Here is a 12,366-nt window from a genome sequence, read left to right on the forward strand (position 1 = left end):
GGGGTTTAGTTCGAGAGCATGCGGTCGACCCAGCCGAGGAACCCACCCTCGGCCCTCACCGGCTCCAGGGTTGGCGCAGAAATCTTTGCGGCGCGTTCGGTATGCGCGCGCGGCGGCAGGTATTTGTTGGTCGGGCGGTAGCCGAGTTCCGGCATCAGGTCGACGCCGCCACGCTCCTCAACCAGTTGCGACACCGCCGAGGCGGGGTCGCCGAGATCGCCGAAATGCCGTGCGCTGGTCGGACAGGCCGCGACGCAGGCCGGCACGCGGTCCTCCTCGGCCAGATTGTCATTGTAGATGCGGTCGACGCAGAGCGTGCATTTCTTCATCACGCCGACATCGGTGTCGAATTCGCGCGCGCCATAGGGGCAGGCCCAACTGCATAGCTTGCAGCCGATGCACTTGTCCTCATCGACCAGCACGATGCCGTCCGAGGCTCGTTTGTAGGAGGCGCCGGTCGGACACACAGTGACGCAGGCCGGCGTCTCGCAATGCAGGCACGAGCGCGGGAAGTTCACCGTGCGGCCGCCCATCCCGGTGGTGTGCTCGTAGCTGTGCACGCGATTGAACCAGACGCCGTCGACATGGCCGCCATAGGGGTCGATGTCGGTCAGCGGCGCCATGTGGCCGCCGGTGTTCCATTCCTTGCAGGCGGTGACGCAGGCCTGACAACCGACGCAGGTGTCGAGGTCTATGACCAGGCCTAGTTTTTTGCCCGTGTGGGCGGGGACGCAGGTCATTTGGCGGCTTCCCTGTTCATGCGGAATTCGGCGCCAAAGCGAAGTGTGTCCGGCGATGGCTGGAATTGCGGCGGCTGGTGGAAACGCTCGAATTGCGGCTCGGTGAAACCGGCTTCCTCCGCCGCGCATTTGACGATGCGCACCTTGAGATCGAACCATGCCGCCTGGCCGGTCACCGGATCGGAATTCGAATACCGCCTGCCGTTGGTGTCTGCCGTGGTCTGGTCGCCGATGATGTGGTTGAGCAGGAAGCCGCGATTGCTCTCGGCGGCATCGTCCTTCAGCCCCCAGCTGCCGCGCCTTTTGCCGATGGCGTTCCAGGTCCAGACCGTGCTTTCGTTCACGCCCTCGACCAGCTTGATCTGTCCCTTGACCTTGCCATTGATGCTTTCGATCCACACCCAGTCGTCGTCGGCAAGGCCGAGACCTGCGGCGGTCCTCTCATGCACGAACAGCCGGTTTTGGCTGGTGATCTGCCTCAGCCACGCATTCTGCGAACCCCAGGAATGGTACATGTGCATCGGCCGCTGCGTCAGCGCATGCAACGGATATTTCTGCTGGTCGACGGCCGCTTCCTCGAACGGCACGTACCAGAAGGGTAGCGGGTCCATGTAGGTCTCGATGCGCTGGCGTTCGCTCTCGGGCGGCACGGCCCGACCATGGCCGCGCGCGGCAAGACGAAAGCGCTGCAAGGGTTCGGAATAGAGCTGGAAGACGACTGGTTCGGCCTTCGGGATGAAGCCCATCTGCACCGCGAAATCGAGATAGGACCGGTTGGCCATCTTGTAGTAGCGCTGGTCCTCAGCGAAATCGTGGTGCCAGAAGCCGCCATTGTCGATGTAGCGCTGCAACTGGTCCGGGTTTGGCTCGCCCTTGCCGGTCGAATTGCCGTCCTTGCCGCGCCAGCCGGCAAGCGGGCCGATACCGGGCGTGCGCTCGTGATTGACGATGTAGTCGGCATAGTCGGCATATTTGGCCGCCCCGTCTTCTCTGACGAAACCCGGCAGGCCGAGGCGCGCGCCGAGCTCGATCAGCACCGATTGGAACGGGCGCACGTCCCGGTCCGGCTCGACCACGGGATGGCGTATAGCATCGCCCGGTCCGTCGGCATGGCTGATCGGCCGGTCGAGCAGGCTGATGCAGTCGTGCCGTTCGAGATAGGTTGTGTCGGGCAGCACGAGGTCAGCGAACGGCACGGTCTCGGAATAATAGGCGTCGGAATAGATGATGAAAGGGATCTTGTAATTGCCCGCCTCGTCGAGGTCGGTCAGCATACGAATCGTCTCGACGGTGTTCATCGAGGAATTCCAGGCCATGTTCGACATGTACATCATCAGCGTGTCGATCTTGTATGGATCGCCGGCCCAGGCGTTGCGGATGACGGTGTGCATCAAGCCGTGCGCAGCGAGCGGCGCCTCCCAGGAATAGGCCTTGTCTATGCGGATCGGCACGCCTGCCTCATCGACCAGAAGGTCGTCAGGCCCGCAGACGAAGCCGAGCGGCATGCCGTCCAGTGGCGTCATCGGCCGGACGTTCTTGCCGGCAGGCTTCGGTCCTGGCGGCGCGCAACGCGGATAAGGCGGTTTGAAGCGGAAGCCGCCCGGGACGTCCACCGTTCCGAGCAGCACTTGCAGCAGGTGAATGGCGCGGCAAGAATGAAAACCGTTGGAATGGGCTGAGATGCCGCGCATCGCGTGCATCGACACGGGCCGTCCCCTAATCGTCTCGTGGCGGCGGCCGGCCCAGTCGGTCCACGCCACCGGCAGTTCGATCGTCTGCTCAAAGGCGACATGAGCGAGCTCGGCGGCGATCCTGCGGATCGTATCGGCGGCAATGCCGCAGCGCTCCGCGACCGCATCGGGCGAATAGCTCTCATTGAGGTATCGATCGGCGATCAGCTGGAACACCGGAACGCAGCGACGACCGTCGACGGTGAAGCTGCCGGTCAATGCCGGTTTGGCGCTGGCGTCGGTGGCGCGGACAGGCACCTTCGCCACCCTGTCCCAGGCGAGCGGGTTGCCGGCGCTGTCGCGGACAAACAGCCCGTCATCGGCCGCACCCGGATCCTGGATGACGAGCACATGGGCGTTGGTGTAGCGCAGGAGATAGTCGAGATCGACGCGGCCTGCCTTCAAGAGCTCGTGGATGAGGGCGAACACGAACAGGCCGTCGGTGCCCGGCCGGATGCCGATCCAGTCGTCGGCGATGGCGTTGTAGCCAGTGCGACATGGGTTGATCGACACCACCTTGGCGCCGCGCGCCTTCAGCTTGCCGAGGCCGATCTTGATCGGGTTGGAATCATGGTCCTCGGCGACGCCGAAAAGCATGAAATACCGGGTATTGTCCCAGTCGGGTTCGCCGAACTCCCAGAACGAGCCGCCGATCGTATAAAGCCCGCCTGCGGCCATGTTCACCGAACAGAAACCGCCATGCGCGGCGAAGTTCGGCGTGCCGAACTGGCTTGCCCACCAGCCGGTCAGGGATTGCGATTGGTCGCGGCCGGTAAAGAAGGCGAGCTTCTTCGGGTCGCTGCGGCGGATGGACGAAAGCCGCTCCGCGGCGATCGTCAGCGCTTCTTCCCACTCGATCTCGCGGAATTCTCCCGAGCCGCGCGAGCCGGTGCGCAGCAGCGGCTTTTTCAGCCGGGCAGGGCTGTAATGCTGCATGATGCCGGAGCTGCCCTTACCGCAGATCACGCCGCGATTGACCGGATGATCCTTGTTGCCGTTGATGTAGCGGACCTTGCCGTCCTTGATGTGCACGTCGATGCCGCAGCGGCAGGCGCACATATAGCATGTGGTCTTGGCGATGCGGTCGGAGACGGCGGGCGAGGTGTCGACGCCATCGTTCTCGTCGGGTGCGTTCGTGTCGGCGAGCGGGCGTTGGGACGGGGCGGAATTCGCGCCGCGCGGAGATCCTTGGGTCATGATCCCCGAGCGCTTCTGCGGTTCGCGGCTTTGGCCCTGGTTTTCGGCCCGGGACCGCGCATGTAATGCTCTTCCGGATGATAGTGATCGCCGGCCAGCCGCCGCCGCAGGCCGCGGGTCCAGTGCGCGAACAGGGACTCGAACCGCCCGATCATTTCATTCTCTGTCAATCGGTAGCGAATTTTTTCTAACTTCGATTGAAAACTTAGAATAAAGCTATCAACCCGTCTAATCAGTTGTTCTTGTAAATTCGATCGATATTGGTTCTTAATGCCTTATGACACTTGACCAGTTGCGGATATTTGTCGCCGTCGCCGAGCGCGGCCACATGACCAAGGCGGCGGAGCTGCTGGGCATCTCCCAATCGGCCGCGTCGGCCGCCATCCGCGCGATTGAGGAGCAGCATGGCGTCCATCTGTTCAACCGCGTCGGCCGCAACATCGAGCTTGCCCAGACCGGTCACCGGTTCCTGCCAGAAGCCAAGGCCGTACTGGAACGAGCCGCCGCCGCACGCAATGTGCTGGAACATGTCTCGCAGACGGTTGCCGGCAGCCTCTCCATCGCCGCCAGCCTGACGATCGCCAGCTATTGGCTGCCGCGCCGGCTGGCGTCCTTCCACGAAGCCTATCCTGCGGTCAGGCTGAGCGTCAGCATAGGCAACACCAGGCAGGTCGAAGCCAGCGTGCTGGATGGAACCGCCGATCTCGGCCTGGTCGAGGGGCGCACCGAGTCCGACATATTGCGCCGCGCCAAGGTCGATATCGACCGGTTGATGCTGGTGGTTGCCGGTTCTCATCCCGAGATCGCCGAAATCGCGCCGGGCCGCCCCGACATAAAAGGGCTGCGCTGGATCATCCGCGAGGGCGGTTCCGGCACGCGGGAGGTGCTGGAGGATCTGGCGCGCCGCGAAGGGATTTCGCTTGACGACCTGCAGATATTTCTGGTGCTGCCGAGCAACGAGGCGGTTCGCCAGGCGGTCGAGGCCGGTGCCGGCGCCACCATCATTTCGGAGCTCGTCGTCGGACGCGCCGTCGCCGAAGGCAGCCTGCGGTCCGTGCCGCTCGAACTGCCGAAACGCGACTTCGCCATGATTACACATCGCGACCGCCAGGCAAGCTTGGCCCAGATGGCGCTCAAGGCGCATTTGGGGGCCGACGAGAAGGCGTCCGCGCGTTCGTGAATTGTCCGGATATCAGCCGAACTTGCGCTGCGCGTCCAGCGAAAGGCCAAGTCCGACCGAGCCGAACATATCGCCCTCGATGACCGAAGCCTGAGGCATCAGCGACAGGATTTTTTGTCTCGCCAGCGGGATCGCGGTGGATCCTCCGGTCAGGAACACGGCGGTGATGTCGGACGACTTGACCCCGGCGTCGCCGATGGTCTGGCCGACCGTGGCGGCAACGCGCTCGATGTCCCTGGCGATCGTGGCGTCCAGCGCCTTTCGGGTGATCTCGGCGGCGAACTGGACTTCCGGCAGCCTCACCTCGACATCGGCCGAGACCTTGTCGGTCAGCTCGATCTTGGCCCTTTCGACAAGAGCGGCCAGCGCGTGCCCGTACCGGTGCTCGACGATATGGATGAAGCGGTCGACGAGATCGGCGCGCTCGGCCTCGTAGCGGATCTGGCGCAGATGCGTCATCGCCTTGGCCGTGTAGACCAGGTTGATGCGTTGCCATGTGGCAAGATCGATGAAGTAGCTGGCCGGCAGGTTGCGCTTGCCGTCCTTGGTCGGGCTGAGGTAGCCGAGTTCCGGCATCACATGCGCGATGCTGAGCAATCGGTCGAAGTCGGTGCCGCCGATATGGATGCCGCGGCTGGCCAGGATATCGTCCTTGCGGTCAAGCGAGCGGGCACGCTGCGGCGAGACCCTTACGATCGAGAAGTCCGACGTGCCGCCACCCATGTCGATGATCAGCGCCAGTTCCTCGCGCGTCACCTTCTGCTCGTAGTCGAGGGCCGCCGCGATCGGTTCGAACTGGAAGGCGATATGCTTGAAGCCCTGGGCGCGGGCGGCTCCTTCGAGCTCGCTTTGTGCCCTGGCATCGGCCTCGGCGTCGTCGTCGACGAACTGCACCGGCCGGCCGAGTACCACGCTCTCGACGGCGCCGCCGGCATCGTCCTCCAGTCTTTTTCGCAGATGGCCGAGGAACAGGCCGACGATCTCCATGAAGCCGATCGATCGCGCCTTGATGCGCGTCTTTTCCTGCGCGAGCGCGCTGCCGAGCACGCTCTTCAGCGAGCGCATCAGCCGACCTTCGACGCTGTCGGTGTAATTGGCGATTGCGTGGCGGCCGAAACAGGTACGGTTGTCCTCGAAGTTGAAGAACACGGCGCTTGGCAGCGTGACCTCGCCGCCTTCCAGCGCGACGAGGTGCGGCTGGCCGCTCCTGACCACGCCCACGGTGGAGTTGGAAGTGCCAAAATCGATGCCGGCGAATGCTGGTCGCATCGCAGCCTCCTGTCATCTCTGCTAAAGCAGCGGTTCGGCGCCGTCTGTGAAGCGTGCGCTCTCTGTCGTCCGGGGTGATCGGACCGCTCTGCCGAATTGAATTGTGCGTGTTGCCCGGTAGACCGGGAGGTGGCGGTCTATAGCATGATCCGGGAAAGGAAAACCCCTTTGTAGCCGCTTTAGTCCTTGCGGAAGATCAACCTTCCGAGCCAGCCCGTCACCATGGCCAGCGATATGGCGAAGACGCCGTAGAGGAAGGAATAGTCGTGGGCGACACGGAAGATCGACTGTTCGAAACCGGATTTGCGGATCTCGAGCTGGGCCGAGCTCTCCTTGATGAACAGGCCGCTCTTGAACAGGAACGCGCGCGCCTTGTGGGTGCCGACCGGAACGTTCGGCGCCAGCCGCACCGTGGCGCGGAACAGGTTCTGTGACAGGAACTGCACGCCGCCGACATTCTCGCTGTAGAGACCGGTCGCGGCCTTGCGTTCGCGCAACGCCGCGGTGAATTCCTCGATCGTGGCCGGGCTGTCGCCGGCATCGGCCGGCTGCATGTAGAGATTGGAGGCGCCGAGCGACAATTGCCTGTAGCTGTTCGGCTCGGTGATGTCCTGCAACGGCCGCGTCGTCGCCACCGAATAGGACACCGGCACGTTTTCGAAGGTCTCGGATTCCAGGTTGACCCAGACGCCGAGCACCCGGTCCTTGCGGCGCACCACCACCGGCTTGGGTGGACCTTCGAGCACGACGATGATGTCGTAGCGGCCTTGGCGCGCCACCAGCGGATCAGGATTTTCCAGCGAGCCGAAAATGGTCAGGTCGGCCCCGGAAAAGCCGGCGGTGATCGAGACTTTGTCGGTGGAAAGGCCGATCTGGATGCTTTCGGTCGGCGGCGTCTGCGCCTTCGCGGGTGCGGCGGCGATCAATGACAGAAGAGCGGCGGTTGCGAGCGCTTTCAGGCCATTCATCAGTTGAAGCCCGCGCCGGACAGCGAATAAAGATTGGGCGGCGTGACGAAGAGGTCGATGGCAAGCCTTATCGCCACCGCCAGCACCAGCATCGCCAGCAGCGCTCTCAACTGCTCGCCGCGCAGCCGCTGGCCGGCCTTGGCGCCATATTGCGCGCCGGCGACACCACCGGCCATCAAAAGAAAGGCCAGCATCACGTCGACCGTCTGATTGGTGGTGGCGTGGACCAGAGTGGTGTAGGCCGAGGTAAAGATGATCTGGAACAGCGAGGTGCCGATGACGACGTTGGTCGGCACTTTCAGGAGATAGATCAGAGCCGGCACCATGATGAAGCCGCCGCCGACACCCATGATAGACGACAGGAAGCCGATGGCCGCGCCCAGCCCAAGCACTGGGATGACGCTGACAAACAGCTTCGAGGCCCTGAATCGCATCTTCAGCGGCAGGCGGTGGATCCAGTTGTGCTGGCCGGATTTCTTCAGCACCGGTGCCGCGCCGCTGCGCGTGGCGCGCAGCGCATTGATGCTTTCGACCAGCATCAGCCCGCCGACGGTGCCCAGAAGCACGACATAGAGCAGCGAGATGAACAGGTCGAGCTGTCCCAGCCTGCGCAGGAAAGCGAAGACATAGATGCCGCCGGTGGAGCCGACGATGCCGCCGGCAAGCAGCACCCCGCCGAGCTTGAAGTCGAGCGTGCCGCGCTTCATATGCGACAGCGCGCCGGAGAAGGATGAGGCGATGACCTGGTTGGCGCCGGTCGCCACCGCGATTGCCGGTGGGATGTTGTAGAAGATCAGGAGCGGCGTGATGAGAAAACCGCCGCCGACGCCGAACATGCCCGACAGAAAGCCCACCGCAGCGCCCATGGCCAGCAGCACGAAGACGTTGACGGAAATTTCCGCAATCGGGAGATAGATGCCCACCCGTCGGTCTCGATCAGTTTGCCAGTCGGCGAATACCGCCGTTGCGGATAGTATCGCACCGAAAAGCCAATTTTTCCTTGCGCCGAAGCGGCGGCCGGGTCAAACCCCGCCGCCGCGCCGAAACAAAAAACATCTCAAGCAGTTAACAGGCAAATGTGTGGCAGGGGCGTCGCGGATACGACGCTCCTGCCGCTATTTGCGCGCCAGCAACGCCTTGACCAGCTTTTCGTCGACCGCACCGGTCGCAGGCAGCTTGTTGTCGGTCTGGAACGCGACGATCGCGTTCTTGGTCTTCGCGCCCATCACGCCGTCGGCGCCGCCGGCGTCGTAGCCGTTCTTGTTGAGGATAAGTTGGATATTCTTGACCGCCTTCTTCATATCGATGCTGGCCGTGGTCTGCGGTGTGCCATCTTGCCAGGATTCGGGAATGTCGGCCGAATTGGCGGCCTGATCGAGCGGCTTGGCCTTCCACAATTCGGTGGCGGCGCGGGCGCGCTCGAGTTGCTCGGGACGCAGCGCGTTGGCGATCTCGTCGCGCTTGGCGGCAGCGTCCTTGTCGCCGGTCTTGGCGACGAGCGCGAACCATTTGTAGGACTCCTCCAGGTTCTGCTTCATGCCGACGCCCTTGGCGGCGAGGATGCCGAGATTGAACTGGCTGTCCTTCACGCCGAGATCGGCGGCCTCCTGGAACCAGTGCGCGGCCGATTCATTGTCGGTCACGCCGTCCGCGGCCATGGCGAACAGCACTGCCAGATTGTGCATTGCGCTGGCGTTGCCCTGCTCGGCGGCGAGCTGGTACCAGGTCTTCGACTTCTTGATGTCGCGCGGGACGCCGATGCCCTTCTCGTAGAAATTGCCGATGCGATACTCGGCCGGAGCGAAGCCGAGTTCCGCGGACTTTTCATACCATTTGGCCGCGGCCGCCATGTCTTCCTTGACGCCGCGCGCCTCGGAATAGCGCGAGCCGATCTCGAACAGCGCCTTGGCGTCGCCGGTGGCTGCGGCGTCGCGCAGGGCGACCGGGCCTGCATCGGCGGGAATGTCGAATTTGGCCGGGGCCGCGGGAGCGCCGGCGGGCACGACGGCGCCGGTGCTGTCATTGGCCATGGCCGGTGCAGCCACTGTCGGTTGGATACCGCTGTCCGTCGTTTGCGTTCCGCCGGCAGCAGCGGAAGGTGCCGGAGAAGAAGGAGCCGCTGGACCGGCGGAAATGGGTTCTGCCGAAGCCATCGCGTCGGAGCCTGCCGCACCCGCGCCGGCAGGCATGACGGGAGCCATCGCCGTCGGAGCCCGCTCCGCCGTCGGGCCAGCGTTCGTCGGCCCATCGCCGTCCGACGGCATGGCGAGCGCGGTCTGCGCCACCATGTCGTCCTTGACCGCCGGAGCGGAGGGCTCGGCCTGCCTGACCTCACGGGCCGGTTCGCTGTTCGCTGCCGCCAACTGGGTTTTCGGCCTGGGCGGGCTCGCAGCGTCGACGAATGCGGTTTCCAGCGGTTGCGAGGCAACGGCCGGCGCATCATTGCTTGCCACCTGGGCGGGATCGGCGAGGAACGCCTTGCCAAGCTGCAGGCCGGCAAGCGCCAGCATGATCGCAGCGGCCGCCATCAGAATCGGCTTGCGCCGCGCCTTGAGCAGGTCGCCGATCCTGAGCGCCTTCACCGGTCCCTTCATCGTCGACTGGCGCTTCAAGGCGTCGGCCTCGGCGGCGGCGGCCTGCGCCGCGCGGCGGGCAGCCGCGATGAAGTCCGATTTTGCGGCATCGCTGTCGCTGAGCTTCGCCGGTTGCCCGCGCTCGTCGCGCACGCGCTTCATGATGGCGTTGAGGTCGGGCGCGCCGGAGCCGGGCTCCAGTGGCCGATTGGCCATTTTCGGGTCGAGCGGCTCGTCGAGGTCGACGCTCGGGATTTCCGGACCCGGCATCGAGCCCGCCAGCGGCGGAACGTCTGCTTCCTTCTTGCCCTTGAAGGCGCGCGCCAGGCCGCCCAACATCGATTTGCGGCGGCTTGCCGGCTCGCCCTTCCCGGCGATCGGATCGGAACCAAGCGCGGCCATGGCGGCGGCGGCCGCCGCCTCCGCGGGCGAGCGCGCACCCGGCCCGCGTGGCGAAGCGGGCTGGCTGCGCATGATCGCGGCGGCGCGGCCGTCGAGATCGGCCATGTCCCCTGTCAGCGGCATGGGCTCGTCGATATCCATCGACGGAGCGTCCACGGCCATCTTGCCGGCTCGCCCACGGCGCTTGCCGATCGCTTCATCCGGGCGTGCGTCCAGGAGCTCGCTCATCGCCTCGGACGGTTCGCCTGGTTCCAGCGAACCCAGCCTGTCGACGATCTTGAGCAGCGTGTCGTGGATGGCCTCGAACGTTCTCGAGTTACGCTCGTCGGAACGGCGTGTCAGCGTCTCGAGCGTCTTCAGGTCCTGGGCAAGGCCGGAAACCGCCGACGTGTCGGCGCCCGAGCCGGCCAGCGAGCGCACCGCGTTCTCGGCCGCCTCGCGCGCCGCGCCAAGGATGGAGTCGCGCGTTCCCGCCAGCGCCTTCTCGATTTCATTGAGGCGTGGGCTGATGTCCTCGAACTCCGGCAGCGGTGCGCTGGGCCTGGACAGGTGGGCGGACAGGCTGGCGACTTGCGCCTCCAGGCTGCGGATCAGCGCCGGATCGATGCCGGCGACTTGCGCGGCGGACGAGTCCAGGCGGCTCGAAATGTCTTCGAGCCGGCTTTCCAGGCCACGGATCGCGGCTTCGCCGGCGGGGTCGGGAATGCGTGTTTCCATGCGCTTGGCGAGCGCCGTGAAGCGGGCATCGATGGCTTCCATGATGCCGGCGCCGTCGACTTGCGGCATGCGCCGGTCGAGCCGGTCGGCAACCTCGTCCAGTCGGCGCTCAAGGTCGCGGAACAGCATGTTGCCCTGTTCGATGGCGTCGCCCTGGCGCCGTTCCATCATCGACGACAGCACGTCGAAGCGTTGCTCAAGCCCGTGGAAGATATAGTCGGCGTCGGGCATGACCGGCGCCCGGTCGATCTTGTCGGCGATGAGCGCGATCTGCTTGGCCAGCCGTTCCATCGCCTGCTCGGGCAGGGCGGCGCGGCCGGCGAGTTCGTCGACCCGGCTCGACAGCGTGTTCAGCCGGTCGACGACGGCGTTGCCGGGGTGGTCCTGCGCCACTTCCTCGATCTGCCGGGCGAGCGAATCGATCCGTTTCTCGATGCGCTCGAAGGCTTCATGGTCGAGCGTATTGGCCTGTGCCGCGACGGTCGAGGCGACGATGGCGCGGGAGATCTCGTCCAGCCGCTCGTCGATCATGGCCAGCGTGCTGCCGCCGCGATTGTCCTGCTGGCTGGCGAAATGATCCACGGCGCTGGCCAGCGTGCGGACCTTTTCCTCCAGCGAGCGCAGGGATAGCGATTCCGGCAGGTTGTTGACGGCGTTGCTGATCTGCTCCAGCCGATCGGTCAGGCCCGAAATGGCGGGGTCCGGTGAGCGGTTGCGCTGGTCGGCGTCGACGCGGTCCTCGAAGGCTGTCCAGCGACGATCGAAATCGTCCCAGCGGCGGTCGACCTTCTGAACGCTCTCCTCGCGCGCCAGCGTGTCGAGCGCGGCTTTGACCTGTTCGAGTTCGAGCCGCAGCATGTTGACGCTTCTGTCGTCGCTTTTTTCCGACAGCGTCTTGATGGCGCCGGAAAGCCGCTCGAATTCGAGGCCAAGTTCGGCGCTGCCCTTGCCCGAAGCGCCTGACTTGGCGTTTGCCAGCAGTGCGCGGTCGATGTCCTTGCGCAGCGCCTCGAATTCGCTCTGCAGCCCGGCAGTCATCTGGTGGCGCAATTCCTCGCGCATGCCGCGCAGCTCGCCGGCGATCTTGCCGACCATGGCAACGCTGTCTTCCTGGCCGCGGATGCGGTCGATATCGCGGGCAAGGTTCTGGTAGTTCTGGCCGACGGCCGGCGCCGGCATCGGAGCCTGCGGATGCGGCGCGGGCTGCGGATCCTGGTACCAGCGCGGCTGAGCCGAAGGCTGTGCTGCGGGATAGCGCGGTTCGGCGCCATATTGGCGGGGATCGGGACGTGCCATCGTATCCTCGCGCGTCCTCTCCAGCCGCTGTTCCAGCGTCTCCAGCGAGCGGTTCAACTGCTCGAGCGTGGTCTGAGGCCTGCGCTGCCTGCCGGCGTTGAGTGTGTCGAGGTAGGACCGCTTGCTGTTCATCGGTGCGTCCGTCTTTCAGATTGGCCGGTTTGCGACCAGCTCCCCAAATCCTCGCCGGAACGAAGGCGGCCGCACCACGGTGGAAGACAAGCTTCCCGGGGTTCACCCGCGCTCCGAAAAACCGTGAAAAATTCGATACAGGATAAACACGGGTAGCCGACA

The 12,366-nt window shown here is 64.9% G+C and carries 7 protein-coding genes; 1 reads left to right on the plus strand and 6 read right to left on the minus strand.

The genetic code is table 11. The features are described 5' to 3' along the window. Positions 1–5: 5 nt before the first annotated feature. Together FJ973_RS21590 and FJ973_RS21595 are read right to left on the minus strand one after the other, a co-directional pair. The gene (locus tag FJ973_RS21590) at positions 6–740 is read right to left on the minus strand and encodes a 4Fe-4S dicluster domain-containing protein (RefSeq protein ID WP_140557615.1); all 735 of its coding nucleotides are present in this window, start codon (positions 738–740) and stop codon (positions 6–8) included. Next, positions 737–3,667 (minus strand): molybdopterin oxidoreductase family protein, encoded by a 2,931-nt coding sequence (locus FJ973_RS21595; RefSeq protein WP_140557616.1) that lies wholly within the window; start codon positions 3,665–3,667, stop codon positions 737–739. The genes FJ973_RS21590 and FJ973_RS21595 overlap by 4 nt, the downstream gene beginning before the upstream one ends. Before the next feature lie 277 nt (positions 3,668–3,944). Between FJ973_RS21595 and FJ973_RS21600 the strand changes: the two genes are divergently transcribed. Beyond that, the gene (locus tag FJ973_RS21600) at positions 3,945–4,847 is read left to right on the plus strand and encodes a LysR family transcriptional regulator (protein WP_140557618.1); all 903 of its coding nucleotides are present in this window, start codon (positions 3,945–3,947) and stop codon (positions 4,845–4,847) included. A 12-nt stretch (positions 4,848–4,859) separates the two neighbouring features. Here the strand turns inward: FJ973_RS21600 and FJ973_RS21605 are convergent, their stop codons facing one another. The 4 genes from FJ973_RS21605 to FJ973_RS21620 all read right to left on the minus strand — a co-directional run bounded on the left by FJ973_RS21605 (position 4,860) and on the right by FJ973_RS21620 (position 12,204). Further along, positions 4,860–6,116, minus strand: coding sequence for an Hsp70 family protein (locus tag FJ973_RS21605; RefSeq protein WP_140513226.1), 1,257 nt, complete (start codon positions 6,114–6,116; stop codon positions 4,860–4,862). A 179-nt stretch (positions 6,117–6,295) separates the two neighbouring features. Beyond that, positions 6,296–7,084, minus strand: coding sequence for a TIGR02186 family protein (locus tag FJ973_RS21610; RefSeq protein ID WP_140496681.1), 789 nt, complete (start codon positions 7,082–7,084; stop codon positions 6,296–6,298). Next, positions 7,084–8,007 carry a sulfite exporter TauE/SafE family protein gene (locus tag FJ973_RS21615; protein WP_140496679.1) on the minus strand — a complete coding sequence of 308 codons (924 nt, stop codon included), beginning with the start codon at positions 8,005–8,007 and terminating at the stop codon, positions 7,084–7,086. The genes FJ973_RS21610 and FJ973_RS21615 overlap by 1 nt, the downstream gene beginning before the upstream one ends. A gap of 192 nt (positions 8,008–8,199) precedes the next feature. Further along, entirely contained in the window at positions 8,200–12,204 is a 4,005-nt protein-coding gene (locus FJ973_RS21620) for a peptidoglycan-binding protein (protein ID WP_140557620.1), read from the minus strand. Between the last annotated feature and the right edge of the window lie 162 nt (positions 12,205–12,366).

Source organism: Mesorhizobium sp. B2-1-3 (genome assembly GCF_006442495.1).
Taxonomy (GTDB): Bacteria; Pseudomonadota; Alphaproteobacteria; order Rhizobiales; family Rhizobiaceae; genus Mesorhizobium.

Bases quoted from the DNA above. Each gene is read 5' to 3' on its own strand.
- FJ973_RS21590 (WP_140557615.1), bottom strand. From the start codon at position 740: ATGACCTGCGTCCCCGCCCACACGGGCAAAAAACTAGGCCTGGTCATA.
- FJ973_RS21595 (WP_140557616.1), bottom strand. From the start codon at position 3,667: ATGACCCAAGGATCTCCGCGCGGCGCGAATTCCGCCCCGTCCCAACGC.
- FJ973_RS21600 (WP_140557618.1), top strand. From the start codon at position 3,945: ATGACACTTGACCAGTTGCGGATATTTGTCGCCGTCGCCGAGCGCGGC.
- FJ973_RS21605 (WP_140513226.1), bottom strand. From the start codon at position 6,116: ATGCGACCAGCATTCGCCGGCATCGATTTTGGCACTTCCAACTCCACC.
- FJ973_RS21610 (WP_140496681.1), bottom strand. From the start codon at position 7,084: ATGAATGGCCTGAAAGCGCTCGCAACCGCCGCTCTTCTGTCATTGATC.
- FJ973_RS21620 (WP_140557620.1), bottom strand. From the start codon at position 12,204: ATGAACAGCAAGCGGTCCTACCTCGACACACTCAACGCCGGCAGGCAG.